Origin of the sequence: Flavonifractor plautii ATCC 29863 (assembly GCF_000239295.1) — a bacterium.
Taxonomy (GTDB): domain Bacteria; phylum Bacillota; class Clostridia; order Oscillospirales; family Oscillospiraceae; genus Flavonifractor; species Flavonifractor plautii.
Genome location: NZ_JH417696.1, coordinates 1 through 24,255, shown reverse-complemented (window position 1 = coordinate 24,255; position 24,255 = coordinate 1). Strand labels below are relative to the sequence as shown.

Sequence of the window (24,255 nt, the reverse complement as noted above, 5' to 3'; positions counted from 1 at the left end):
CATTGTTATTGCTCCGCCAACTGTTCCAGCAGCACCTGACGCACCACCGCCGGGGCCGCCTGGCCCCTGAGCTGGCGCATGACCTGCCCCACCAGGAAGCCGAAGGCCTTCTCCTTGCCGGAGCGGTAGTCGGCCACCGATTTTTCATTGGCGGAGAGCACTTGCTCCACCACCTGGGCCACCAGGCCCGCGTCGGACACCTGGGCCAGACCGTGGGCGGCCACATACGCGTCCACGTCGCCGTCGGTCTCGAAGACCGCCTCGCACACTTTGACGGCGGTGTTGCGGTTGAGCTGCCCCTCCTTCACCAACTGGATCAGCCGGGCCAGGGTGGGGGGCGTCAGGGCCATGTCCCTGGCCTCCAGGCCGTGGGCGGAGAGCTGGGCCAGTACCGGCCCCATGAGCCAGTTGGCCGCCTGCTTGGGCTCCGCCCCCAGGGCCACCGTCTCCTCGAAAAAGCGGGCCAGGGCCTTCTGGGAGGTGAGCATCTCCGCGTCGTAGGGGCCCAGGCCCCAGGCGGCCTGATAGCGGGCCCGCTTGGCCGTAGCCAGCTCCGGCTGGCTGGCCCGCAGCGCCTGGATGTAGGCCTCGCTCAGCTCCAGGGGCGGAAGATCCGGCTCGGGGAAGTAGCGGTAGTCCTGGGCGTCCTCCTTGGAGCGCATGGGATAGGAGGCGTCCTTGTTCTCGTCCCAGCGCCGGGTCTCCTGCACCACCCGGCCGCCCGCCTCCAGCCGTTCGATCTGCCGCCGGGCCTCATAGTAGATGGCCCGGCGGATGGCCTTGAAGGAGCTGAGGTTTTTCAGCTCGGTGCGGGTGCCCAGCGTGTCCGAGCCCGCCGGGCGCACCGACAGGTTCACGTCGCACCGGAGGGAGCCCTCCTGCATCTTGCAGTCGGAGACGCCCAGGTATTGCAGGGTCTCCCGCAGCCACTCCAGGTAGGCGACCACCTCCTCCGCCGTGCGGAAGTCGGGCTCGGTGACAATCTCGATGAGAGGCACGCCGCAGCGGTTGTAGTCGATTTTGGTCTGCTCCGTCCAGGGGTCGTGGATCAGCTTGCCCGCGTCCTCCTCCATGTGCAGCTCGTGAATGCCCACGGTGCGGCCCCCCACCTCCACCGTCCCGTCCCGGCCGATGGGCAGATAGAGCTGGGAGATCTGGTAGGCCTTGGGCAGATCGGGGTAGAAGTAGTTTTTCCGGTCGAACCGGCTGTACCGGGTGACGGTGCAGCCCAGGGCCAGGGCGGCCCGGACGGCGTACTCCACCACCTTCCCGTTGAGCACGGGCAGCGCCCCCGGCATGCCGGTGCACACCGGGCAGCAGTGGGTGTTGGGCGCGCCGCCGAACGCGGTGGTGCAGGCGCAGAAGATTTTGCTTTTGGTGGCCAGCTCCACATGAGTCTCCAGGCCGATTACGGTTTCCCAGTTCACAGCGCGTCACCTCCTTTGGCGGCTGCAGGCGTGTCCGGATGGCGGCGGTGCCAGTCGGTCTCCTGCTGGTAGGCGTGGGCGGCGTCCAGCACCGCCAGATCCCCCAGGGCCGGGCCGATGAGCTGGGCGCCGATGGGCAGGCCGCCCCGGTCGAAGCCGCAGGGCATGGACAGGGCGGGCAGGCCCGCCAGGTTGGCGGGGACGGTGTAGATATCGCTCAGGTAAAGGCTCAGCGGGTCGGCCAGGCCCTCCCCCAGCCGGGGGGCGGTGGTGGGGGCCACCGGGGTGAGGAGCAGATCGTACCTCTGGAAGACCGCGTCAAAGGCGGCCTTCAGCCTGGCCCTGGCCTGGAGGGCCTTTTTGTAATAGGAGTCGTAGCAGTCCGCGGAGAGGACGAAGGTGCCCAGAAGAATCCGCTTCTTCACCTCCGGGCCGAAGCCCTCGGTGCGGGTTCTGCGGTACAGCTCCTCCAGACTGCCGCAGCCCTCCGCCCGCCAGCCGAATTTCACCCCGTCGAACCGGGCCAGGTTGGAGGAGGCCTCGGCGCAGGCCAGGATGTAGTAGGCGGGCACCGCGTAGTCCAGCAGGGGCAGGGAGCACTCCTCCACCACCGCGCCCCGCGCCCGGAGCACCCCGGCGGCGGCCCGGACGGCGGCGGCCACCTCCGGCTCCAGCGCGCCGCCGAAGCACTCGGCGGGCAGGCCGATGCGCCTGCCCCGCACGTCGCCGGTGAGGGCGCAGAGCAGTCCCCCGGTGGGGAGCTCCAGACTGGTGGCGTCCCGGGGATCCCGCCCACGGAGGAGCTCCAGCACCGCCGCGCAGTCGGCGGCGGAGCGGGCGATGGGGCCGAGCTGATCCAGGGAGGAGGCGTAGGCGACCAGGCCGTACCGGGACACGGAGCCGTAGGTGGGCTTCATGCCGGTGACGCCGCAGTGGGCGGCGGGCTGGCGGATGGAGCCTCCGGTGTCCGAGCCGATGGCGTACCACACCTCCCCGACCGCTACCGCGGCGGCCGCCCCGCCGGAGGAGCCGCCGGGGGAGCGGGTGAGATCCCAGGGGTTTTTCGCCGGGCCGTAACAGGAGGTCTCACAGGTGGAGCCCATGGCGAACTCGTCCAGGTTCAGCTTGCCCATGGACACCGCCCCAGCGGCGGTCAGGCGCTCCACGGCGGTGGCGTCGTAGCAGGGGGTGAAGTCCCCCAGGATTTTGGAGGCGCAGGTGGTGCGCATTCCCCTGGTGCAGATGTTGTCCTTGCAGGCCATGGGCACCCCGGCCAGGGGGGAGGCGGACAGTGCGGGGGCGGGGGCGGGCGAATCCGCCACGGTGATAAAGGCGTTGTTGCCCGGCTGGCAGGCGGCAATCCGCCCGGCGGCGGCGGCAATGGCCTCGGCCTGGGTGACGGCTCCGGCCTGGAGCTGCCCGGCCAGCTCCAGGGCAGTCAGTTCATACAGCTCCATATTCCACCTCACTCCACGGCTTTGGGGACGAGAAAGCTCTCCCCGTCGGCGGCCGGGGCCCCGGCCAGCAGAGCCGCCCGGTCGGCGGAGGGGGCGGTTTCATCGGGGCGCAGGACGTTTTTCAGCGGGAAAACGTGGCTCAGCGGCTCCGCGCCGGCGGTGTCCAGACCGCCCAGCACCGCCATGTAGTCCAGAATTCGCTCCAGCTCCCGGGCGATCTCCTCCTTCTCCCCGCCGGGGAGGGAGAGGCGGGCCAGATCGGACAGATGTTCAATTCGCGCTTCGGTAATGTTCATGGGAAGGGTTCCTCCTTTTCTTCGCTGTCTGGGGGGCGAACCGCGCCCGCCCCCGCTCCTTATGGCTCAAGCCTGGTCCGGTCCCGGGGAAACAGGCTGGCCCGGCGGATGTTGTCCAGGCCGCAGAGCTGCATGGTCAGCCGCTCCAGGCCGATGCCCAGGCCGCCGTGGGGCGGCGCGCCGTGCTTGTGGAACAGCAGGTAGCCCGAAAAATCCTCCGGCTCCATGCCCCGCGCCTTTAACTTTTCCACCTGCTGGCCGTAATTGTGGATACGCTGGCCGCCGGTGGTGATCTCCATCCCCCGGAAGAGCAGATCGAAGGAGAGGGTGTACCGGGGGTCTTCCGGATCGTCCATGGTGTAGAAGGGACGCTTCCTGCCGGGGTAGTGGGTGACGAACACGAAGTCGCTGCCCCACACCTCCTTGGCGTACCGGCCGATGTGCTGCTCCTCCTCCGGCTCCAGATCGTAGGGCTCCCGGATGGCATAGCCGTAGGCCTCCGCCGCCAGGCGCTTGGCCTCGTCAAAGCGGACGGCGGGTATGTGCTCCGCATCGGGCAGCTCCGCACCCAGCAGGGCCAGCTCTCCGGCGTATTCCTGCCGGAGCAGGGCCACAAGGCGGCGCAGAAAGCCCTGCTCCAGCGCCATCAGGTCGGTAAAGGAGTGGAGAAAGCCCATCTCCAGATCCAGGGAGGTATATTCGTTCAGGTGCCGCTGGGTGGCGTGCTTCTCCGCCCGGAACACCGGGCCGATCTCATACACCCGCTCAAACACCCCCACCATGGCCTGCTTGTAGAGCTGGGGGGACTGGGCCAGCACAGCTTTCCGGCCGAAATAGTCCAGCCGGAACTGGCTGGAGCCTCCCTCGGCCCCGGCCCGGCCCAGCTTGGGGGTGTGGATCTCGGTAAAGCCCTCCCCCTGGAGAAACTCCCGGAAGGCCCGGCAGACGGCCGCCTGGATGCGGAACACCGCCCGGGCGCGGGGGGCGCGGAGGGTCACCGGGCGGAGGGAGAGCTCCGTGTCCAGGCTGACGGAACTCTTTTTGGACAGGGGCACCGGCGGGGGCGCGGCGGGCCGGGAGAGCACCGTGAACCGGGCCTCCGCCAGCTCCGCCCCGCCGGGCGCCCGGGGCTCGGGCCGGAGCACGCCGGAGACAGAGACGGCGCACTCCTCGCGCACCCCCTCGGGACGCCGGGGACAGACGCACTGGACCAGCCCCTCCCGGGTGCGCAGGGTGAGGAAGGTGACCCCGCCCAGATCCCGCAGGGCGTGCACCATCCCGTGCAGGGTGACGGCCCGGTTATTCCGGCCCACCACCGCCGCGTCAAATTTCGTTGCCAGAACTTCCATGCCAATCACACCTTTCTGCAAAAAAGAATAAAAAAATCCCGAAGCCGGTTTTCCAGCTTCGGGACGGAACAAACTCCGCGGTACCACCCAAAATTGCGCCGTCGTGTGCAACGGACGCCACTCGGAACCCTTAACGCGGGTGGGACGGGCGCGCCTACCCCCTGAGGCCAGGGCTCGGGACGCCGGCTCAAACGTGTTGCGCCATCCCATCCTGCCGGACCGGGCTCTCAGTCGGTGACCCGGATTCTCTGTCGGCCCTCACGGGGGGCGGTCGTTCTCTCTGCCTTTGTTGAGCGTAGTATACGCAGTTTGAAGGCAAAAGTCAAGCACAAAATTTTTTTGCACCGGGGGCGCGGGTGTGGTACAATGTCGAAAACCACACACTGAGGTGAGAGACTATGAAGGATTGGGACGCCCTCTATGAGGAGTGCATCCACTGTCAGAAGTGCGGCCTGGCGGAGACCCGGACCAACGTGGTGTTCGGCGAGGGAGCCAGGGACGCGGAGGTCATGTTCATCGGGGAGGGCCCCGGCGAGCAGGAGGACCGCACCGGCCGGCCCTTTGTGGGCCGGGCGGGCCAGCTGCTGGACGATATGCTGGCCATGATCGACCTGAAGCGGGAGAAGGTGTTCATCGGCAACATGGTCAAGTGCCGCCCGCCCCAGAACCGGGACCCCCTGAACATCGAGCAGGAGGCCTGTATCGGCTATCTGCGCAACCAGGTGGCTCTGCTCAAGCCGAAGATCATCGTCTGCCTGGGGCGCATCGCCGCTATGAAGCTCATCAAGGAGGACTTCAAAATCACCCGTGAGCATGGCCAGTGGATCGAAAAGGCCGGGGTGTGGATGATGGCCATGTACCACCCCTCCGCCCTGCTGCGGGACCCCCGCAAGCGGCCGGAGAGCTTTGAGGATCTGAAGAGCCTCCAGGCCAAAATCCGGGAGGTCTGTGTGCGCACATACTGAAACAAAAGTGAGGCGGAATTCCGCCTCACTTTTGTTTTGTGGTCACCCGCTTGATGACCTTCAAACGGGCAAACTCCTCCCGCTCCTTCTCCTCCAGGGCGTCGGTGATGAAGCGGATGGTGCCGTCCAGGCCGGGGATGACAATGTTCTGTAAAGCGTTGGCCCGCTTCTGGGTCTTTTTGATGGCGTCGGCCAGGCGGTAGATAGAGGTCTCCACCTCCGCCAGCCGGCGGGTCAGCTCCTTGACCCTGTAGAACTTGAGGTAGCACTCATCCAGCTCGGAACAGGTATCCCCCATGCCGTACTCCGGCCGGGGCGGGGGGGACTGGCCGGGGATGCGGGGCAGCTCCACCCCCATAACGGAGCGGTAGCGCAGGGTCAGGGAGTCGTCCACATCCACCGCCTCCGCGATGCGGTCGCAGATGCCCAGGCGGATGTTGGCCGCCTGGAGGGCGGTGTACGCCTCGGTAAAGACGGCGTCGATCTGTCCCTGCAACTCCTTGGCGGTGTCCATCATGCCCATGAGTTCCCGGATGAGGATGTTGCGCTTGCGGTCCATCAGCTCGTAGCCCGTCCGGGCCAGCGTCCGGGAGCGCTTGGCGGCGATCAGGTTGCCCTTGGTGGGCAGCAGGTTGGCCATGGCGGTTCAGCTCCTTTCTGGGCTACGACTGCTTCCGCTCAAAGAGTTCCTTCCACGCCCCCTCCACATAGTGGGCCTCGATGGTCTTGGCGTCCACCCGGTCCAGCTCGCCCCTGGGCAGCATGGTCAGCAGCTTCCACCCCAGGTCCAGCGTCTCCGCAATGGTGCGGTTGTCCACCAGGCTCTGGTGGACAAACCTGCGCTCGAAGGCGTCGCCGAAGGCCAGATACTGCTTGTCCAGCTCGCTCAGCTCGTCCTCGCCGATGACGCTGGCCAGGCTGCGGGCGTCCTGAACTTTGGAGTAGGAGGCAAAGAGCTGGTTGGACACGTCGTAGTGGTCCTCCCGGGTGAAGCCCTTGCCCACGCCGTCCTTCATCAGGCGGGACAGGGAGGGGAGAATGGCGATGGGGGGATAGATGCCCTTCTGATCCAGCTCCCGGTCCAGCACGATCTGTCCCTCGGTGATGTAGCCGGTGAGATCGGGGATGGGGTGGGTGATGTCGTCGTTGGGCATGGTGAGCACCGGCACCTGAGTCACCGAGCCGGCGCGGCCGTGGATCATGCCCGCCCGCTCGTAGAGGGAGGCCAGATCCGAGTAGAGGTAGGCGGGGAAGCCCTTGCGGGAGGGGATCTCCCCCTTGGAGGAGGAGAACTCGCGCAGGGCCTCGCAGTAGGAGGTCATGTCGGTGAGCACCACCAGCACGTGGTAGCCGTGCTCAAAGGCCAGGAACTCCGCCGCCGTAAGGGCGCAGCGGGGGGTGAGGATGCGCTCGATGATGGGGTCGGAGGCCAGGTTGAGGAACATGACCACCCGGCTCAGGGCGCCGGCCTCCTCAAAGGAGCGGCGGAAGAACTCGGCGGTGTCGTTCTTCACGCCCATGGCGGCGAAGACGATGGCGAATTCCCCGTCCTGGTTGGGCACCCTGGCCTGCCGCACGAGCTGGGCGGCCAGCTCGTTGTGCTTCATGCCGGAGCCGGAGAAGATGGGCAGCTTCTGCCCCCGGATGAGGGTGGCGCAGCCGTCGATGGCGGATATGCCGGTGTAGATGCAGCTGCGGGGGTACTTGCGGGAGACGGGGTTGATGGCGGAGCCGTTGATGTTACGCCGCTCCTCCGGGTAGATCTCGCCCAGGGCGTCGATGGGGCGGCCCGCGCCGTCAAAGACCCGGCCCAGCATCTCCTTGGACAGGGCGATGTCCATGCTCTTGCCCACAAAGTGGGTGGAGGCGTTCTCCAGAGAGATGCCCCGGGTGCCCTCAAATACCTGGAGAACCACCCGGTCGCCGTCAATGAGGATGACGCGGCCATAGCGGCGCTCCCCGTTCTCCAGAGTGACCTCCGCCATCTCGTCGTAGGCCACGTCCTTGACCCCCTCCAGGGCAATGAGGGAGCCGGACAGCTCCGAAAGGCCGATGTATTCCAGTCTCATGTCAGTGTTTCACCTCTATCTCCAACCTCAGCGGTTGGCCTCGTTGACCTGCCGCAGGGCGTCCTCAATGGCGGCGTCATACTCCGCGAACTTCTCCTGGCCGTCGTTGGGCACCTCGTACTTCATCTTGGCCAGGGCCTCGAAGATGCCGGTCTCCTTGAGCTGGGACAGGGGGATGGCCCGGGAGACGATGTCCTTGGCCCCGTGGTAGAGCTTGAGCATCAGCTCCATCATGCGCAGCTGCTTGTCCAGGGGCACATAGGTGTCGATGGCGTGGTAGGCGTTCTGCTGGAGAAAGCCCACCCGGAAGAGCTTGGCGGTCTCGATGATGAGCTTCTGATCCTCGGGCAGGATGTCCGCGCCGATGAGCTTGACGATCTCCATCAGCTCCGACTCCTTTTGGAGTAGGTGGGCCATCTGGTGGCGGCAGGTGACGAACTCCGGCCCCACGTGCGCGTCGTACCAGGGCCTGAGATCGTCGGCGTACTCCGAGTAGGAGGTCAGCCAGTTGATGGAGGGGAAGTGGCGGGCATAGGCCAGGGCGCGGTCCAGGCCCCAGAAGGTACGCACATAGCGCTTGGTATTCTGGGTCACCGGCTCGGAGAAGTCGCCGCCCTGGGGGGAGACGGCGCCGATTACAGTGACGCTCCCCTCCTTCCCCTCCAGGGTCTTCACATAGCCCGCCCGCTCGTAGAACTCGGCCAGGCGGGAGGCCAGGTAGGCGGGGAAGCCCTCCTCGGCGGGCATCTCCTCCAGCCGTCCGGAGATCTCCCGCAGGGCCTCCGCCCAGCGGGAGGTGGAGTCGGCCATGAGGGCCACATGGTAGCCCATATCCCGGTAGTACTCGGCGATGGTCATGCCGGTGTAGACCGACGCCTCGCGGGCGGCCACCGGCATGTTGGAGGTGTTGGCGATGAGGATGGTGCGGTTCATCAGGGGCTGCTGGCTCTTGGGGTCCAGCAGCTCGGAGAACTCCTCCAGAGCCTGGGTCATCTCATTGCCGCGCTCGCCGCAGCCCAGGTAGACGATGATGTCCGCGTCCGACCACTTGGCTAGCTGGTGCTGGGTCATGGTCTTGCCCGCGCCGAAGGGGCCGGGGATGGCGGCGGCGCCCCCCTTTCCGATGGGGAAAAGGGTGTCGATGATCCGCTGCCCGGTGACCAGAGGCCGGTCGATGGGCAGCCGCTGGGCGATGGGGCGGGGGGTGCGGATGGGCCACCGCTGGGCCAGGGACAGGGAGTGCACCCTCCCGTGGTCGTCGGTGAGCTCCACCAGAGTGTCGCTGACCCGGTAGGCCCCGGCGGGCGCCACCTTGGTCACCCGGCCGGACACCCCGGCGGGCACCAGACAGCGGTGGACGATGAGGGGGGTCTCCGGGCAGGAGGCATAGAGTGCGCCGGGGGCGAGAACGTCGCCTGCCTTTACATGGAGGGTGACATCCCACGTCTTCTCCTGGTCCAGGGAGGGGATGTTCAGCCCACGGCCGATGAAGGGGCCGCTCTCCGCCTCAATGACCTTGAGGGGGCGGGCAATGCCGTCGAAGATGTTGGTCAGCATGCCGGGGCCCAGGGTGATGGCCATGGGGGCCCCCTGGCTCACCACCGGCTGGCCGGGCTTGAGGCCGGCCGTGTCCTCGTAGACCTGGACGGTGGTGGCCGAGCGGTCCACACTGACCACCTCGCCGATCAGGCCCTCCTCGCCCACGCTGACCATATCCATCATGGCCAGGCCCTTGCCGCCGGTCACCTTGACGACCGGGCCGTTGATGCCGTGGATGGTATAGTGCGTTTGATTCATTGGAAGTACCATCCTTTCTTATTCGTCGGAGAGCGACAGGCCGAAGAGCTCGGCAAAGTGGCCGGACAACTCGCCGGCTGCGCTGTCAAAGGAGGAGTCCACCCGCAGGCCCAGATCGGGGGACTCGGCGATCAGGCCGCCCAGGCGGAAGTCCCCCTCCCGGAAGGTCAGGCGGATTTGGGGCGCGGAGGCGGCCAGGGCCTCCCGAAAGCTCAGATCGTCGCCCCGCAGGGTAACCAGCACCTCCTCCGCGCCGGAGAGCTGCTCCAGCGCCTCGGCCAGCAGGGCAGTGAGCCGCTGGCCATAGGCGGGAGTGCGGGTGAAGGCGGCGATTTTGGCCCGCACCAGGGCGAAGACCTCCTGGGCCATCTCGGTGCGGCGCAGGTAGAGGGCCCGCTTGTTCTCCAGCATATGGCGGGACACGCCCCGCCCGGCCTCCGACTGGATGCGGGCCACCTCGCCGTGGATGTACTCGTAGGCCTCCTTCAGCGCCGCGTCCTCCGCCTCCTGAAGGCGGAGCTCCCGGCGGCGCTTGACCTCCGCGAGGGCGCGCTTGCTCTCGTCGGCGGCTTCCGCCAGGATTTTGGCGGTGAAGCGGTCCAGCTTTTGATTCATATCAGGCATAGTTAACCTCCTCACGGAGCTGGTCAGAGCTTGACTCCAATGGCCTCCCGGATGTAGCGGGTGATGGAGTCGGGGGCGCGGCCGGCGCTGTGCCGGTCGGGGATCTCCACCACCAGGGGCCGCTGGGCGGTGAGCTTCAGCGGGGCGATGAGATCCTGGCACAGGGCGGCCAGCTTTTCGGTGATGAGCAGCACGGCGATGTCGGGATCGGCGGCGGCGGTCTGGATGGCGGCGCGCACCAGGGGCTCCTCCCGCACCACGACCCCTTCGATGCCAGCCAGGCGCAGCCCCACCTGGGTATCCGTGCTGTCGGTGATGACGAAGTATTTCATAAGTTGCCTCTCAGCGTTTCGCCCGCCCCGCGGGCGAAATCAAATCAAAATCCGTGCGGAGCAGGACACACCCCAGGGTGCCTTCTCTTGCCCCTCGGGGCAATTTACCTTGTGCGCCTGCGCAGCACACCGATACCTCTGGACGGATTACACGAAGAGCAGCAGCAGCGCCACGATCAGGCCGTACAGCGCCACACCCTCGGCCAGGCCAACGAAGATGAGGGCCTTACCGAAGGCCTTGTCGTTCTCGGAGATGGCGCCCAGGGCGGCAGACGCGGAGGAGGCCACGGCGATGCCGCCGCCGATGCCGCTCAGGCCCACGGCCAGGGCAGCGCCTACGTACTTGAGGCCCTCGGCGATACCGCCAGCCGCCGCGGCGGCCTCAGGCGTGCCGACGGCGGAGGCGCTGCCGCCGATGCCCACCACGCTGGCCAGTACCAGGAAGGCGAAGAAGGAGGCGATGTTGGCGCCAAGGGCCCGCTTGGCCCTGCGTCCGGTGTACTTGCGGATGCCGATGAGGAACAGGGGGGAGAAAACCGCGAAGGCGGCAAAGAACAGGACAATGAATTTCAGCATGGTGACTACCTCCTCAGGATTACCCGTTTGTGCGGGCAGCATAGTCGATTTTTTTCGGGACAAAGGGGATGCCGCCGTCGTCGTAGAAGCGGCCGAAGAGCTCGTAGAACTCCAGACGGAGCACCTGGATGCCCACCAGAAGGCCCTCGAAGCCCATGACGAAGGCGTTGCCCAGCACCAGGATCAGGATGCCCGCCGGGCCGCCCACCCCGCCGGCCAGGCCGGCCAGCATGTGGACCACCAGCATCAGGCCCACGTGGGTGATGGCATAGGCGCCCACGCGCATGAAGGACAGGGTGTTGGTCAGGTAGCTGAGCAGGGTCTCGAACAGCTCGAAGAAGCCGGTGCCCAGCACCTCGCCCACTGAAAATTCCCTCCAGTGGGGGTCCTTGGCCAGCAGATGGGACAGCGGCTCCCGCAGGAGCATGAGCACCAGGGGGAGGATCAGCACGGGCAGCACATAGGCGGGGGTGAACAGGTTCACGCCGAAGGCCAGGGTGGACACGGCCGCGGTGAGCAGTCCGGCGTAAAACACGATGCCCGCCGCGCCGTTGGGCCCGAAGAGGATTTTTTCATAGTTTTTCTGGCGGATGCCGTTGAGGATGTTGATGACCATCACCAGCAGCAGCATAAACACGCCCAGACAGATGGACAGGACCAGCAGCAGCAGGACATTGCTCACCACGCCCAGGCCCGCAAAGGTAGTCTCCTCCATGATTTTAAAACCGGGGAGAATGTCCTCAAAGCCGAACACTGACCCGTAGACGCAGCCGAACAGCGCGCCGGACAGGCCGCAGCAGGTGATGATGCCGCCCAGCCACATGCCCTTCCACCTGGCCAGTACAAGGCCAATGAGGGCCAGACAGAGCCCCTGCCCCAGGTCGCCGAACATGATGCCGAAGAACAGGCAGTAGGTCAGGGCCATGAACAGGGAGGGGTCCTTCTCGTTGTAGGCGGGCAGGCCATACATCTCCAGGAAGGGCTGGAACACCCGGCCCAGGAAGCAGGTTTTCAGCTTGGTGGGGGGCTTGGCGTGGCGCACGTCATCGGCGGTATCGGCTACGCAGGACAGGTTGGGGAACCGGGCGAGCGTTTCCTCGATTTCCGGCACCGCCGCCGCCGGCACCCAGCCGGTGAGGTAAAAGGTGCCCTTGCTGCGGCAGGCGTACTGGCGCAGCCCGCAGCACTCGCTGTGGTAGCGCAGGTAGGAGTAGCTGGATAGAATGTGCTCCCGCTCCTGCCGGCGCAGCTCCTCCAGCTCCTGCCCCACCTGGGCCACCGCCGCCTGGGCGGCCTCCACCTGGGCGTTGAGCTCTGCCGTGGCGTTGTCCACCGTCCCGCCGGGCGGGTCCTCCAGACGAATGCGTACAAAGTGCAGGGAATTGAACAGGGAGTCCACCTTGTGGTGGGCCTCCTTGGTGGTGAAGTAGACCCCATATACCCGCCGGGCGCCCAGGGTGGTGGGGACGAAAAAGATGTCCTCCTCCTCGTTGAGGGCCTCCCGGAAGCCGTCGTAGGTCTCCCGGGGCAGGTAGCCGTATCGGAACCGGGCGTGATCCAGGCCCCAGAGCTCGTCCAGGCTGACGTTGAGTCCCCGGAGGTTCTGGAGCTGGTCCACCATGCTGCGGGCCTCGTCGGCCTTGTGCTCCAGCTCCTCCCTCCGCCGGTGCAGGGCGGCGATGCGCCCGGAGAGGGAATCGAAATAGGAAGCGAAATCCTCCAAGGGGGACGCGGGGTCGAAGGGGGCATAGGCCAGGGGGATGCCCGCCTCATCGGCCACCTCCACCGAGCGGTGGAGGAGTGCGCTGTAGGGGTTTTCCAGCTCCAGGGGCCGCAGGCCCTTCACGCTCCGCATGAGCTGCAGGGCGTTTTCCGGGTGGAACTCCTGGTCGATGACGCAGGCGCGCACCACATCGTCAAACCGCTCCAGCGGCCCGGCGATGGTGAGCAGCTTCATCGGGACAACGGACATTGCGGTAGCTCCTTCCTTGACATGGGCTTGGGGGGCTTATTGGCCCACCAGATCTGCGAGTTCTGCGCGGTAAGAGACGCCGTATTTCACCGACTCGATCACGTTAATCAGCACACTCAGCTCCAGCTCCTTGAGCTCCAGGTACGCCACGGCGGTGTAAATGGAGGGGGGCACGGCGGTGAGCTGACGCTTGTTGAAGCGGCAGATGGCCCGTTGGTAGTACTCCTCCACCGCGCCCACCGCCACGCCGTCGAAGCAGTCCCGGTAGGGGGAGTCCCGCAGCAGGGCGAAGACGTCGTCCACGCCGGGGGCGGCGCAGAGGGCGCGGGTGAAGTCGGGGTTGAGGCGGTAGTGAAAGGGGAAGAGAACGCGCAGATAGGTCTCCGGCTCCGTCTGGGGGAAGTAGGTTTTGAGGCGGAGCACATGGATGATGTTGAGCAGGTCGATCTGCTCCCCCAGGGCGCGGAGAAGTACCTTCTGGGTGCGGCCGGTATACTGCCGGTGGACGATGCGGTAGAGGTGGGAGAAGTAGGCGGTGCGCAGGGCGGCCTCCGCCAGGGTGAAGTCGGGCAGTGCGCCGTCCCGGCTTGGGCGCAGGTGCCGGAGCACGGGCGCGTAGATGGTGTCGCGGGCGGCGTCCAGGAGCTGGTCGTAGCTGGTGCAGGAGGCCAGGGCCCCCTCGTCCAGCCGCAGGCGGAGGGGCACCGCAGACGTGGGGGGAGGCTCCTTGGCGTAGCGGCCGGTCTTGAGCCGGCGCAGGGCGGCCAGGAGGGCGCTCCGCTCCGCAGCCCGGAGCTGGAACTGCATCAGGGGCTTGTCCTCCCGGGGAACGTAATAGGACAGGCTCCGGTACTCCAGCCGCAGCTCGTCCCGCAGAGCGCCCTCCATCTCCACCCGGCCCACGTAGGACCAGGCACCGGGGGGGACCAGGGACAGGGCGCGGCTCCAGCCCGGGTGCTGCCGCAGGGCCTCCAGCAGTTCGGCCTCATTTTTCAGCCCGGCCAGCCGGGCAAAGTCGTCCGCCCGCAGGCGCTTGCCGTAGAGGGCGCGGATCTTGGCGGACAGCGCGCCGTAGGTCATCTCCGCGTTTTTCACGGCTGCACGCCCACGATCAGGGAGAACAGGGTGTCCACCCAGCGCTCCTTGTTTTTCTCATAGGACGCCTCCACCGCGCGCATGGTCTGCTCCAGCTTTCGGTCCAGCCGGTCCAGCGCCTCCTCGGCGGCGGCCTCCTCAGTCTGCTGCACCTGCTCCAGCCGCTGCCGGGCCCGCGCCAGATAGCTCTCGCGCATAGCGGAGATCTCCTGCTCCAGGCCGGCCTGGAGCTGCTGCCGCCTGGCACGGGACTCCTCCGCCAGCACCTTGGCACCCTGTTCGGCGGCCATGATCTGGCTGACCATCTCGGCGTAGTCCATCGTAACACCTCCGTCGTTGTTTGAAGTGAAAAGGGATTTGTACGTCACCGTTTATCATACCATATCGGGAGATGGATTTCTACAAGAAAATGGCAGGGATAAATAAAATATTTCATCATACCGCACAAAGCGGCGAATGCCGCGCGGGGGAGCTTGAATGCGCTATTGTAATCCTGGGAGGGGGCGTATATAATAAGAGTTTATAAAGCTGTCCCGCGGCTTGCGCGGGCTCAAATGCAGATGGGAGGAAGTATTATGGCAAAGCTGCTCCGGCTTCTGGAACAAGACTGCACGCTGACCCATGAACAGCTTGCATCCATGACGGATATGACCGTGGCGGACGTGAAGGCCGCCATTCAGCGCTATGAGGCGGACAAGACCATCCTGGGCTATCAGGCCATCGTGGACTGGGACCGCACCGACCGGGAGGCGGTCACCGCCCTCATTGAGGTGAAGGTGACGCCCCAGCGGGGCGACGGCTTTGACCGGGTGGCCGAGCGCATCTACCAGTACGACGAGGTGGAGAGCGTCTATCTGATGAGCGGCGCCTTTGATCTCACCGTCATTATCTCGGGCCGCACGCTGAAAGAGGTGGCCCAGTTTGTGGGGGAGCGCCTGTCCACCCTGGAGGACGTGACGGGCACCGCCACCCATTTTATCCTGCACAAGTACAAGGAGAAGCACCTGATCTTTGAAAAGCAGGAGCAGCAGGAGAAGGAGTGGATCTTTTCATGAATTACGATGAAATACTCTGCCGGCGCATCCAGGAGGTCAAACCCTCCGGCATCCGGCGCTTTTTCGATATCCTGGAGGAGATGAAGGATGCCATCTCTCTGGGCGTGGGGGAGCCCGATTTCGTCACCCCCTGGCACATCCGGGACGCGGGCATCTACTCTCTGGAGAAGGGCTTCACCAAGTACACCTCCAACGCCGGCATGGCGGAGCTGCGCCGGGAGATCGCGGCCTACCTGAACCGCCGCTTCGGCCTGCAATACGACTTCGCCCATCAGATTGTGGTCACCGTGGGCGGCAGCGAGGCCATCGACCTGGCCCTGCGGTGCATCCTCAACCCCGGCGATGAGGTGATCATCCCCGTGCCCTCCTTTGTGTGCTACGGGCCCCTGACGTCCATGGCCGGGGGTACGCCGGTGTACGTGGAGCTGAAGGCGGAGAACGAGTTCCGCCTCACCGCCGCGCAGCTCCGCGCCGCCCTCACCCCCCGCACCAAGGCCGTGGTGCTTCCCTTCCCCTCCAACCCCACCGGCGGTATTCTGGAGCGGGCCGATCTGGAGGAGCTGGCCGGGGTGCTGAAGGACACCAACGCCATGGTTCTCTCCGACGAGATCTACGCCGAGCTGACCTATGGCCAGAAGCACGTGTCGCCCGCCAACCTGCCGGAGCTGTACGACCGCACCATCGTGGTCAACGGCTTCTCCAAGAGCCACGCCATGACCGGCTGGCGCATGGGCTACGTCTGCGGCCCCGCGCCCATTCTCCAGCAGATGCTCAAGCTCCACCAGTTCGGTATCATGTCCGCCCCCACCACCAGCCAGTATGCCGCCATTGAGGCCATGCGCAACGGTGACGTGGACATTGAGAAGATGCGGGACGAGTACGACGGCCGCCGCCGCTATCTGGTGGAGGGCCTGCGCCGCATCGGCCTGCCCTGCTTCGAGCCCAAGGGCGCCTTTTACGTGTTTCCCGACATCCGGGGCACCGGCCTGACCTCCGACGAATTCTGCGAGCGGTTTTTGATGGAGGAGAAGGTAGCCGTCATCTCCGGCGCCGCCTTTGGCCCCGGCGGCGAGGGCTTCATCCGCTGCTGCTACGCCACCAGCATGAAGGACATCGCCGAGGCCCTGACCCGCATGGACAACTTCCTGACCAACCTGCGCAAGAAGCAGGCCCGGGAGGGCTGAGCTTCCATCCACCCCCATTCATAAGAGGAGGCAGCATATGTACATCACCTGTCTGGACATGGAGGGCGTGCTGGTCCCCGAGATCTGGATTGCCTTTGCCGAGGCCAGCGGCATCCCCGCCCTCAAGCGCACCACCCGGGACGAGCCCGATTATCACAAGCTGATGGAGTACCGCCTGGGCATACTGCGGGAGCACGGCCTGGGGCTGCGGGAGATTCAGGCTACCATTGCCCAAATCGACCCCCTGCCCGGCGCGCGGGCATTTCTGGACGAGCTGCGCAGCTTCACCCAGGTCCTGATCCTCAGCGACACCTTTGAGCAGTTCGCCCAGCCCCTGATGAAAAAGCTGAACTGGCCCACCCTGTTCTGCAACACCCTGGAGGTGGCGCCCGACGGGGCCATCACCGGCTTCCGCATGCGCTGCCCACAGTCCAAGCTGACCACGGTGAAGGCCCTCCAGTCCATCGGCTACGACACCATCGCCGCCGGGGACAGCTACAACGACCTGGGCATGATCCAGGCCAGCCGCGCCGGCTTCCTCTTCAAGAGCACGGCGCAGATCAAGGCCGATCACCCGGAGGTGCCCGCCTACGAGGGCTTTGACGAGCTGCTGGCCGCCATCCGGCGGGCCATGGACTGAGGAGGGCGGACGTATGCGCGACCCGTTTGACGGCCTGGCCTTCCGCCCGGCGGACATCCTCCTGCCCCAGAACTGTGATTACACCAAGTGGTCGGTGGTGGCCTGCGACCAGTACACCTCCCAGCCGGAGTACTGGCAGGAGGTGGAGGAGCTGGTGGGCTCCGCCCCATCCACCCTGCGCCTGATCCTGCCCGAGAGCTGCCTGGACGGCCCAAGCGTGGAGACCGACATCATGGAGGTCAACAACACCATGACCCGCTACCTGCGGGAGGAGCGGTTCTGCACCCTGCCCGCCAGCCTGATCTATGTGGAGCGGCGGCTGGACAACCTGCGCCTGCGCCGGGGCCTGGTGGGCATGGTGGATCTGGAGCAGTACGACTACGAGCCCGGCGCGGAGGCCCAGGTGCGGGCCACCGAGGGCACCGTCATGGCCCGCATTCCGCCCCGGGTGGCGGTGCGCAAGAACGCCCCCCTGGAGCTGCCCCACGTGATGCTGCTGGCCGACGACCCGGAAAAGACGGTGCTTGAGCCCCTCTCCGCCCGCAAGGATCAGATGGAAAAGGTGTACGACTTCGACCTCATGGAGCGGGGCGGCCACATCGCCGGCTGGCGGCTGGACGGGGAGAGCATGGCCCTGGTGGCCGCCGCCCTCCGGAAGCTGGCCGATCCGGCGGCCTTCCGCGCCCGCTACGGCGTGGAGGACAAGCCGGTGCTCCTCTTCGCCGTAGGAGACGGCAACCACTCCCTGGCCACCGCCAAGGAGTGCTATGAGCGGCAGAAGAAGCTCACCCCCAGGGAGCAGTGGGACAGCCTGCCCGCCCGGTACGCCCTGTGCGAGCTGGTCAACCTCCACGACGCCTCCCTGGAGTTCGAGCCCATCCACCGGGTGGTCTTCGGCGTGGAGCCGGAGCGGGTGGTGGAGGAGCTGCTCTCCGCCCTCCCAGGCGCATACCGGGGGGAGGGGGACGGCCATGTGCTCCGCTTCTCCCATGCCGGGGGGAAGGGCGCGGTCACTGTGCCCCGCCCGGAGGCCCAGTTGGAGGTGGGCACCCTCCAGCCCTTCCTGGACGCCTACGTGAAGGAGCACGGGGGGAGCATCGACTACATCCACGGCGCGGATGTGGCCCGGGATCTGGCCGCCCGCCCCGGCAATATCGCCTTCCTGCTGCCCGCCATGGGCAAGGAGCAGCTCTTTCCCACCGTCATCCGGGACGGGGTGCTCCCCCGCAAGACCTTCTCCATGGGGGAGGCCCACGACAAGCGCTTTTACCTGGAGGCGCGCAAGATCCGATAAGGGGGTGACCCGATGCCCGTTCTGGAAACAAGGGCCTACGCCAAGCTGAATCTCTCTCTCGACGTGCTGGACCGGCGGAGCGACGGTTACCACGAGATGCGCATGGTCATGCAGACCGTGACCCTCAGCGACGCCCTCCGCCTGGAGACCGGCACGGGAAAGCCCCTGTCCATGCGCAGCAGCCTGGGCTTCCTGCCCGCCGACGAGCGCAACCTGGCGGCGGCCGCCGCCCTGCGCCTGTGCGCGGAGACGGGGGCGGACTGCGGCGGGCTGTCCATTGAGCTGGACAAGTCCATCCCGGTGTGCGCCGGGCTGGCGGGGGGCAGCGCCGACGCCGCTGCCGTCCTGCGGGGGCTCAACCGCCTGCTGGGGCTGGGCCTCCCGCCGGAGCGGCTGGAGGCCATCGGGGCCCGGGTGGGCTCCGACGTGCCCTACTGCGTCCGGGGCGGCACCGCCCTGGCCGAGGGGCGGGGGGAGGTGCTCACCACTCTGCCCGCCCTGCCCGACTGCCATGTGGTGCTGTGCAAGCCCGCCTTCTCGGTGCCCACGCCGGAGCTCTTCGCCAGGCTGGACGGCTGCCGCATCCGCCGCCGCCCGGACACCGCCGGTCTGCTGGCCGCCCTGGCGGCGGGGGATCTGGCCGGAGTGGCCCGGCGCATGTATAACGTGTTTGAGGATGTGCTCCCCGAGCGGCGGGGCGCAGAGGTGCAGCGCATCAAGAACGCCCTCGTTCAGCAGGGGGCCCTGGGGGCCTCTATGAGCGGCACCGGCTCCACCGTCTTCGGCCTGTTCGACCGGGAGGAGGCCGCCCGCCGGGCCTATGAGCTGCTCCAGGAGAGCTACCGGGATACATTTTTGGCCCGCAGCCTGGAAAAAATGGTATAGAAACCGGCATCACCGTCCACAATGTAGGCACTACATAGTGGACGGTGATGTTTTATGAAGCAATCCAAGACCCTGCGCCGCTGGGAGCTGGCGCTGCTGCTGGGGGTGGCCTGCGCGGCTCTGCTGGGGGTGTGGCTGGACGGGGCCCAGGCGGCCCTGTCCGACCAGGTGATCCGCCTGCACGTGCTGGCCAACTCGGATTCCGAGGCCGACCAGGCCCTCAAGCTCCGGGTGCGGGACCGGATTCTGGCTGAGGCGGAGGAGCTGTTTGTTCCCGGAGCCGGCCGGGCGGAGACAGAGGAGCTCCTCCGCGCCCACCTGTACGACCTGGCCGCCGCCGGGGCGGAGGTGGTGGGGGAGGCGGGCTATTCCTATCCGGTGACCGCCTCACTGGTGCACGACTACTGGTTCCCCACCAAGACCTATACCGACTTCGCCCTCCCGGCAGGGGCGTACACCGCCCTGCGCATCGAGATCGGCGCGGGGGGCGGGCAGAACTGGTGGTGCGTGGTGTTCCCGCCCCTATGCCTGGGCTCCGTCAGCGAGACCACGCAGGAAACCGCCCTGGAGGCCGGGCTGACGGAGAACCAGGTCTCCCTGATGACCGGGGAGGACGAGGGCTACGTGGTGAAGTTCAAGGCCGTGGAGCTGCTGGAGCAGTTCAAGGGCTGGCTGGAAGGGCGATAAAAAGCGGCCTGCGCAAAGGTGCGCCCCCATAAGGAAGTAATTTAATTGTCGCAGAGCGGCATGGCTGAAAAGTCATGCCGTCCTGCCTTTTCTTTGCCGTTCCACGGTCTGAGCGGCACCCGGCAGGTTGACTTCTCCAATGAAGTTCCAGACCAGTTCGATCTTCTGCCTGCGATGGCCGCTGGACTTGTCCGGCGCATGGACGATGATCTTCTTTACAAACTCATTGACGATGGTGGGCGTCAGTTCCCGGATGCCCACATATTTTCGCACAATGGCTGCAAAGCTGGCAAAATCGGCTTGATCCTGTTCAAAGGTTTCTACTGCGTCCCGCCATGCCTTGACCTGCTCCGTCAGTTCTTTTTGTTCTGCCTCATAGTCGGCGGAGAGTTTCAAGAACCGTTCATGGCTGATCGTACCGCTGATGTCGTCCTCATAAATGCGTTTGAAAATCCGGTCAAGTTCGCCAATACGCTTTTCCGCTTGGGCGATTTCGCGCCTGCGCTTCTTGGCCTCTTTTTCGGCTTCTTGGAACCGTTGCTTTTTCGCGGCTTCCCCAAATGCCATGGCATCGTCAAAGAACAGTGCCGTCACATCGAAAATCCGCTGCAACACAAACAGTTTCAGCGTTTCTTCCCGGATAAAGTGCATGGTACAATCACCCGTATTACTCTTATACCGGGAGCAACGATAGCAGTCTTGCTGCGGTGTCATGTTTTTGCCGGTGGCGAAATGCAGCTTGCTTCCACAGTCGGCGCAGTACAGCAGGCCGGAAAACAACCCTTGCCGTTCGGCTTGCTTGGCCGGGCGGCGTTTGTTCTCCCGCAGCTCCCGTACCCGTGCAAAGACTTGTTCTTCGATAATGGCGGGCTGGGTATTGGGGAAAATTCGCTGGTTCTCCGGGGCGTTATGCAGCCGCTTTTTCAGCTTGTGGGACTTGGAATAAGTCTTGAAATTTACCGTACAGCCGGTGTACTCTGGCCGCTCCAAGATTCCCGCAACAGACTTCGGGCTCCATTGGTACGGCTTCTCCGGCAGCGGCTTTCCGTCCCGTTGGGCGTAGTGAGCTTTAACCGTCAGGACGTGTTGGGCGGTCAGCAGCTTGGCAATCTGCATGGGGCCTTTCCCTGAAATGCACAGGTCAAAAATCCGTTTGACAATCTCGGCGGCTTCCTCGTCCACAATCCACTTCTTTTTGTCTGCCAGGTCTTTCTGATACCCGTAGGGCGGATTGGTGCAGAGGTGTTCCCCGGCGTTTCCTTTGGCTCGCATAACAGCCCGGATTTTCTTGCTGGTATCGCGCGCGTAGAAGTCGTTGAACAGATTACGGAACGGGGTAAAATCATTGTCCCCCTTGTCGCTGTCCACGCCGTCATTGATGGCGATATACCGAATATCGCGCTCGGCAAAGAAACTCTCGGTATAGTAGCCCACTTTCAGATAGTCCCGCCCCATACGGGACATATCCTTGACAATAACGGTTCTGATCTTTCCTGCTTCGGCAAGCCGGATCATCTCATTCCATCCCGGACGGTCAAACGTCACCCCGGAAACACCGTCGTCGATGAAAAAGGTGGGATTGGGAAAACCGCTATCGGTTGCGAACTTCATAAGGATTTTCTTTTGATTGGCTATGCTGTTGCTCTCGCCGTCCAGCGCGTCCTCTTGGGACAGGCGGGCGTATAAAGCGGTAATGTTGTCGGGATAATTGGTGTTTGCTGTCATGGTTCATTCCTCCTGTAATGAACGCCCGACAAACAGGTTGCTGTCTTTATTATACTGCGTTTTCTCCTCTTTGTCAGCAGATGCGGCAACGGCTTCCGCACGAATAAGGCGCACCATCTTGTCATAAAGCGGCTCCGTTCCGCCGCAGGAGGTGTGTACTTCATAGACCGTCCCACCGAGCCTATAACAGACGGTTTCTTGCAGCGGATTTCCCCGTTTTGGTAAATAATCGCTCTCTTTTGGCCTTCATTTTCGTCCCATTCCGTTCCCTTCCTTTCCGGGGAAGCCACAACAGAGCAAGCATAGGAAGTGTGGCCACACTTCCGCAAAATCTCCGTTTCCGGCCTGTTGCCGGAGCGGAGATTTTTGCTTGTTGGGAGCTTCCTAAACCCTTGTTTTTTGCTTCGCCAATATTACGCTGGAAAGGACGGAATCTACCCGCTAAAGAGGTGGAAAAAAGTATTTTTAAATCAAAGCAGCCAGTAGCCTGCTAGTTTGCTCCGCAGGTTACTGGCTGTTTTAGTTATTTTGATTTGATTAAACAAGATCCAAAGAATTGATCCATGTCTGGATTGCTTCTGCCAATATATACTGCTGACGCAATACGGCCATACCCGTTGCCGGAATACTAGGTTCGCATTCCTTTTCTTTTATATTTTCTTCCAGGTAGGCTTTCAAAGTATTAATGTTTTCCTGAATCTCTGCAACGCATGCACGTTGCTTTTCATACGGTAAAGAATCCAGATTTACAATTACAGCGTTGAAGTCCAAGAAAATATTAATTGGCTTTGAAGAGATTTCAAACATGAGCCGTTGAAATTCGGATTCTCCAGCCTCGGTCAGAGAGTAAACTGCCTTTTCCGGCATCTTGCCTTCTTTGACTACTTCGCCCCGGATTAGCCCTTTTTCCTCTAACTGAATTGTCTTTTTATAGATAGATGGGGTGCTGATTTTTACCCATTTAGAGATGTTCCTGTATTCCACCAATTTCTGTATATCATAGGCGCTCATTGGCTCTTTTTTTAACATTCCAAGAACAATCAAATCAATGGTAGCCATGTGGATCACTCCCTTCCACTCCAGTGCGTATTTTGAATGGTAGCACTATAAATTATAGTATTGGATTTTATAGCCTTTGTCAAGAGTGGGTGATACTCCCTTGACAACTACTATAATTTATAGTAGTATAATCGTTGCAGTATACTATACTTTATACTACTGTAATTTATTCTTTTAGGAGGAAGTATCCACAATGAGTGAACGCAACAACAAACTTGAGCTTTTGGGCAGTGCGCCTATCCCCAAAGCTCTGATGGCCCTCGGCGTACCGATTATGATTGGGATGTTAATCAACGCCCTATATAATCTGGTGGATGCCTATTTTGTGGGCGGTCTGGGCGAAAGTCAAATGGGTGCTATTTCCGTCGTGTTTCCCTTGGGACAAGTTGTGGTTGGTTTGGGCCTTATGTTCGGTAACGGAGCCGCATCCTATCTGTCAAGACTACTGGGGCGCGGAGATAAAGATACAGCTAATAGGGTGGCAAGCACCGCACTATATAGCAGTATTCTGATTGGCGCCATTATCATTCTGTTTTCTACGATTTCCCTCAAACCAATTTTGGCGATGTTGGGCGCAACAGAAACGATTATGCCGTATGCCCTGACATACGCAAGAATTTATGTGCTCTCCTGTATTTTCAACGTGTTTAATGTAACAATGAACAACATTGTAAGCAGCGAGGGTGCCGCAAAGACGACCATGTGCGCTTTGCTGCTGGGAGCCGTATTGAACATTGGATTGGACCCGCTTTTCATTTACGCTTTGGACATGGGGGTTGCTGGTGCAGCAATCGCCACCGCGATTTCACAGATGGTATCTACACTCGTTTATCTTACATACGTTCTGCGAAAAAGAAGCGCATTTTCATTCAGCGTAAAAGCATTTTCTCCAACTGGGCAAATGATGGCGGAAATCTTGAAAATTGGTATTCCTACTTTGGTGTTCCAGTTACTTACAAGCCTTTCGATTACACTGATTAACCGTGCGGCCAGCGATTATGGTGATTCGGTCATTGCTGGCATGGGGGCAGTCACGCGAATTACTTCTATGGGAACACTTGTTGTCTTTGGATTTTTGAAAGGATTCCAGCCTATTGCCGGATTCAGCTATGGGGCAAAGAAGTTTGACCGCCTGCGCGAAGCAATCAAAACCTCGATCATTTGGTCTACAAGTTTCTGCTTAGTTGTGGGCTTAGCGATGGCCATTTTTTCCACACAGATTATCTCTCAATTTACCGATGGAGATACTCAAATGATTTTAGCTGGTCAAAAATCGCTGTTTGCGAATGGGATCACATTCATTCTTTTTGGTTTCTACACGGTTTATTCCTCGCTGTTCCTAGCATTGGGAAAAGGTGCGGCAGGCTTCTTTTTAGGAGCGTGCAGACAAGGTATCTGCTTTGTCCCTGTCATTTTGTTGCTGCCTATGGTATGGGGCATGAACGGAATTTTGTATGCCCAACCCATCGCAGATGTAATTTCCGTAGTCATCACTATTTTTATGGCGTTGCACCTTCATCGGGAACTGTCCAGGGCTGAAGAACGGGCTATGTCCAATTCGGAAATGTAAGTTACGCCCCTTGACTTTTACTATTGTCAATAGTACTATTGTTAATAGTAAAAGTCGGAGGTGTCGTTATGTCGTCGATTGATTTAGTCATACTTGGTATTGTATTGGAGAAACCGCAAAGCGCCTATGACATTCAAAAGGATGTGGAGTACCACCATTTTTCTCGTGTAGGACTACAATACATATTGGACATCTGA

General features: G+C 63.0%; 23 protein-coding genes. 8 read left to right on the top strand and 15 right to left on the bottom strand.

Annotated elements, in window-relative coordinates:
* Positions 1-5: 5 nt before the first annotated feature.
* From gatB to aspS, 4 genes are read right to left on the bottom strand one after another with little or no spacing between them, the layout of a single operon-like run.
* A complete protein-coding gene (gatB, locus tag HMPREF0372_RS05755) occupies positions 6-1,427 on the bottom strand; it encodes an Asp-tRNA(Asn)/Glu-tRNA(Gln) amidotransferase subunit GatB (RefSeq protein ID WP_007489744.1) in 1,422 nt (473 codons plus the stop codon).
* On the bottom strand, positions 1,424-2,884 hold the full coding sequence (gene gatA / locus HMPREF0372_RS05750; RefSeq protein WP_007489742.1) for an Asp-tRNA(Asn)/Glu-tRNA(Gln) amidotransferase subunit GatA: 1,461 nt from the start codon (positions 2,882-2,884) through the stop codon (positions 1,424-1,426). Before gatA ends, gatB begins: the two co-directional genes overlap by 4 nt.
* 8 nt (positions 2,885-2,892) lie before the next feature.
* The gene (gatC, locus tag HMPREF0372_RS05745) at positions 2,893-3,180 is read right to left on the bottom strand and encodes an Asp-tRNA(Asn)/Glu-tRNA(Gln) amidotransferase subunit GatC (protein ID WP_007489740.1); all 288 of its coding nucleotides are present in this window, start codon (positions 3,178-3,180) and stop codon (positions 2,893-2,895) included.
* Positions 3,181-3,239: 59 nt separating this feature from the next.
* A complete protein-coding gene (aspS, locus tag HMPREF0372_RS05740) occupies positions 3,240-4,529 on the bottom strand; it encodes an aspartate--tRNA(Asn) ligase (protein ID WP_007489739.1) in 1,290 nt (429 codons plus the stop codon).
* Between the two features lie 398 nt (positions 4,530-4,927).
* Here aspS and HMPREF0372_RS05735 point away from each other — a divergent pair, with 398 nt between their 5' ends.
* Entirely contained in the window at positions 4,928-5,494 is a 567-nt protein-coding gene (locus HMPREF0372_RS05735; protein WP_007489734.1) for a uracil-DNA glycosylase, read from the top strand.
* A gap of 25 nt (positions 5,495-5,519) precedes the next feature.
* On the opposite strand, the gene HMPREF0372_RS05730 is transcribed toward HMPREF0372_RS05735, so the two are convergent.
* The 9 genes from HMPREF0372_RS05730 to HMPREF0372_RS05690 all read right to left on the bottom strand — a co-directional run bounded on the left by HMPREF0372_RS05730 (position 5,520) and on the right by HMPREF0372_RS05690 (position 14,279).
* The gene (locus HMPREF0372_RS05730; protein WP_007489732.1) at positions 5,520-6,134 is read right to left on the bottom strand and encodes a V-type ATP synthase subunit D; all 615 of its coding nucleotides are present in this window, start codon (positions 6,132-6,134) and stop codon (positions 5,520-5,522) included.
* A gap of 22 nt (positions 6,135-6,156) precedes the next feature.
* Entirely contained in the window at positions 6,157-7,563 is a 1,407-nt protein-coding gene (locus HMPREF0372_RS05725) for a V-type ATP synthase subunit B (protein ID WP_007489729.1), read from the bottom strand.
* A gap of 27 nt (positions 7,564-7,590) precedes the next feature.
* A complete protein-coding gene (locus HMPREF0372_RS05720; RefSeq protein WP_007489728.1) occupies positions 7,591-9,360 on the bottom strand; it encodes a V-type ATP synthase subunit A in 1,770 nt (589 codons plus the stop codon).
* 18 nt (positions 9,361-9,378) lie between these two features.
* Complete coding sequence (locus HMPREF0372_RS05715; protein ID WP_021633374.1) at positions 9,379-9,984, bottom strand: V-type ATP synthase subunit E; 606 nt, start codon at positions 9,982-9,984, stop codon at positions 9,379-9,381.
* A gap of 23 nt (positions 9,985-10,007) precedes the next feature.
* Positions 10,008-10,316: a V-type ATP synthase subunit F gene (locus HMPREF0372_RS05710; RefSeq protein WP_007489726.1), complete on the bottom strand. Its 309-nt coding sequence runs from the start codon at positions 10,314-10,316 to the stop codon at positions 10,008-10,010.
* Between the two features lie 147 nt (positions 10,317-10,463).
* A complete protein-coding gene (locus HMPREF0372_RS05705; protein WP_039996764.1) occupies positions 10,464-10,892 on the bottom strand; it encodes an ATP synthase subunit C in 429 nt (142 codons plus the stop codon).
* Positions 10,893-10,911: 19 nt separating this feature from the next.
* Positions 10,912-12,864: a V-type ATP synthase subunit I gene (locus tag HMPREF0372_RS05700; RefSeq protein ID WP_007489724.1), complete on the bottom strand. Its 1,953-nt coding sequence runs from the start codon at positions 12,862-12,864 to the stop codon at positions 10,912-10,914.
* A gap of 36 nt (positions 12,865-12,900) precedes the next feature.
* Positions 12,901-13,959: a V0D/AC39 family V-type ATPase subunit gene (locus HMPREF0372_RS05695; protein ID WP_007489723.1), complete on the bottom strand. Its 1,059-nt coding sequence runs from the start codon at positions 13,957-13,959 to the stop codon at positions 12,901-12,903.
* Positions 13,956-14,279 carry a hypothetical protein gene (locus HMPREF0372_RS05690; protein ID WP_007489722.1) on the bottom strand — a complete coding sequence of 108 codons (324 nt, stop codon included), beginning with the start codon at positions 14,277-14,279 and terminating at the stop codon, positions 13,956-13,958. Before HMPREF0372_RS05690 ends, HMPREF0372_RS05695 begins: the two co-directional genes overlap by 4 nt.
* Positions 14,280-14,534: 255 nt before the next feature.
* Here HMPREF0372_RS05690 and HMPREF0372_RS05685 point away from each other — a divergent pair, with 255 nt between their 5' ends.
* From HMPREF0372_RS05685 to HMPREF0372_RS05660, 6 genes are read left to right on the top strand one after another with little or no spacing between them, the layout of a single operon-like run.
* The gene (locus HMPREF0372_RS05685; protein ID WP_009260149.1) at positions 14,535-15,014 is read left to right on the top strand and encodes an Lrp/AsnC family transcriptional regulator; all 480 of its coding nucleotides are present in this window, start codon (positions 14,535-14,537) and stop codon (positions 15,012-15,014) included.
* Positions 15,011-16,198, top strand: coding sequence for an aminotransferase class I/II-fold pyridoxal phosphate-dependent enzyme (locus tag HMPREF0372_RS05680; protein WP_007489714.1), 1,188 nt, complete (start codon positions 15,011-15,013; stop codon positions 16,196-16,198). The genes HMPREF0372_RS05685 and HMPREF0372_RS05680 overlap by 4 nt, the downstream gene beginning before the upstream one ends.
* Positions 16,199-16,235: 37 nt before the next feature.
* Positions 16,236-16,838, top strand: coding sequence for a bifunctional phosphoserine phosphatase/homoserine phosphotransferase ThrH (gene thrH / locus HMPREF0372_RS05675; RefSeq protein WP_007489713.1), 603 nt, complete (start codon positions 16,236-16,238; stop codon positions 16,836-16,838).
* Between the two features lie 13 nt (positions 16,839-16,851).
* Positions 16,852-18,132 (top strand): DUF1015 domain-containing protein, encoded by a 1,281-nt coding sequence (locus tag HMPREF0372_RS05670; protein WP_007489712.1) that lies wholly within the window; start codon positions 16,852-16,854, stop codon positions 18,130-18,132.
* Positions 18,133-18,144: 12 nt separating this feature from the next.
* A complete protein-coding gene (gene ispE, locus HMPREF0372_RS05665; protein ID WP_007489711.1) occupies positions 18,145-19,017 on the top strand; it encodes a 4-(cytidine 5'-diphospho)-2-C-methyl-D-erythritol kinase in 873 nt (290 codons plus the stop codon).
* Positions 19,018-19,071: 54 nt separating this feature from the next.
* Positions 19,072-19,704, top strand: a complete 633-nt coding sequence (locus HMPREF0372_RS05660) for a stage II sporulation protein R (protein ID WP_007489709.1) — start codon at positions 19,072-19,074, stop codon at positions 19,702-19,704.
* 72 nt (positions 19,705-19,776) lie between these two features.
* Here HMPREF0372_RS05660 and HMPREF0372_RS05655 read toward each other — a convergent pair whose 3' ends face one another.
* Together HMPREF0372_RS05655 and HMPREF0372_RS05650 are read right to left on the bottom strand one after the other, a co-directional pair.
* Complete coding sequence (locus HMPREF0372_RS05655) at positions 19,777-21,429, bottom strand: recombinase family protein (RefSeq protein WP_007489707.1); 1,653 nt, start codon at positions 21,427-21,429, stop codon at positions 19,777-19,779.
* A 537-nt stretch (positions 21,430-21,966) separates the two neighbouring features.
* Positions 21,967-22,488, bottom strand: a complete 522-nt coding sequence (locus tag HMPREF0372_RS05650) for a PadR family transcriptional regulator (RefSeq protein ID WP_007489702.1) — start codon at positions 22,486-22,488, stop codon at positions 21,967-21,969.
* Positions 22,489-22,681: 193 nt separating this feature from the next.
* Between HMPREF0372_RS05650 and HMPREF0372_RS05645 the strand changes: the two genes are divergently transcribed.
* Positions 22,682-24,058, top strand: a complete 1,377-nt coding sequence (locus tag HMPREF0372_RS05645) for an MATE family efflux transporter (protein WP_007489701.1) — start codon at positions 22,682-22,684, stop codon at positions 24,056-24,058.
* Positions 24,059-24,255 lie beyond the last annotated feature (197 nt).

Bases quoted from the DNA above. Each gene is read 5' to 3' on its own strand.
- gatA (WP_007489742.1), bottom strand. From the start codon at position 2,884: ATGGAGCTGTATGAACTGACTGCCCTGGAGCTGGCCGGGCAGCTCCAG.
- gatC (WP_007489740.1), bottom strand. From the start codon at position 3,180: ATGAACATTACCGAAGCGCGAATTGAACATCTGTCCGATCTGGCCCGC.
- aspS (WP_007489739.1), bottom strand. From the start codon at position 4,529: ATGGAAGTTCTGGCAACGAAATTTGACGCGGCGGTGGTGGGCCGGAAT.
- HMPREF0372_RS05735 (WP_007489734.1), top strand. From the start codon at position 4,928: ATGAAGGATTGGGACGCCCTCTATGAGGAGTGCATCCACTGTCAGAAG.
- HMPREF0372_RS05730 (WP_007489732.1), bottom strand. From the start codon at position 6,134: ATGGCCAACCTGCTGCCCACCAAGGGCAACCTGATCGCCGCCAAGCGC.
- HMPREF0372_RS05725 (WP_007489729.1), bottom strand. From the start codon at position 7,563: ATGAGACTGGAATACATCGGCCTTTCGGAGCTGTCCGGCTCCCTCATT.
- HMPREF0372_RS05720 (WP_007489728.1), bottom strand. From the start codon at position 9,360: ATGAATCAAACGCACTATACCATCCACGGCATCAACGGCCCGGTCGTC.
- HMPREF0372_RS05715 (WP_021633374.1), bottom strand. From the start codon at position 9,984: ATGCCTGATATGAATCAAAAGCTGGACCGCTTCACCGCCAAAATCCTG.
- HMPREF0372_RS05710 (WP_007489726.1), bottom strand. From the start codon at position 10,316: ATGAAATACTTCGTCATCACCGACAGCACGGATACCCAGGTGGGGCTG.
- HMPREF0372_RS05705 (WP_039996764.1), bottom strand. From the start codon at position 10,892: ATGCTGAAATTCATTGTCCTGTTCTTTGCCGCCTTCGCGGTTTTCTCC.
- HMPREF0372_RS05700 (WP_007489724.1), bottom strand. From the start codon at position 12,864: ATGTCCGTTGTCCCGATGAAGCTGCTCACCATCGCCGGGCCGCTGGAG.
- HMPREF0372_RS05690 (WP_007489722.1), bottom strand. From the start codon at position 14,279: ATGGACTACGCCGAGATGGTCAGCCAGATCATGGCCGCCGAACAGGGT.
- HMPREF0372_RS05685 (WP_009260149.1), top strand. From the start codon at position 14,535: ATGGCAAAGCTGCTCCGGCTTCTGGAACAAGACTGCACGCTGACCCAT.
- HMPREF0372_RS05680 (WP_007489714.1), top strand. From the start codon at position 15,011: ATGAATTACGATGAAATACTCTGCCGGCGCATCCAGGAGGTCAAACCC.
- thrH (WP_007489713.1), top strand. From the start codon at position 16,236: ATGTACATCACCTGTCTGGACATGGAGGGCGTGCTGGTCCCCGAGATC.
- HMPREF0372_RS05670 (WP_007489712.1), top strand. From the start codon at position 16,852: ATGCGCGACCCGTTTGACGGCCTGGCCTTCCGCCCGGCGGACATCCTC.
- ispE (WP_007489711.1), top strand. From the start codon at position 18,145: ATGCCCGTTCTGGAAACAAGGGCCTACGCCAAGCTGAATCTCTCTCTC.
- HMPREF0372_RS05660 (WP_007489709.1), top strand. From the start codon at position 19,072: ATGAAGCAATCCAAGACCCTGCGCCGCTGGGAGCTGGCGCTGCTGCTG.
- HMPREF0372_RS05655 (WP_007489707.1), bottom strand. From the start codon at position 21,429: ATGACAGCAAACACCAATTATCCCGACAACATTACCGCTTTATACGCC.
- HMPREF0372_RS05650 (WP_007489702.1), bottom strand. From the start codon at position 22,488: ATGGCTACCATTGATTTGATTGTTCTTGGAATGTTAAAAAAAGAGCCA.
- HMPREF0372_RS05645 (WP_007489701.1), top strand. From the start codon at position 22,682: ATGAGTGAACGCAACAACAAACTTGAGCTTTTGGGCAGTGCGCCTATC.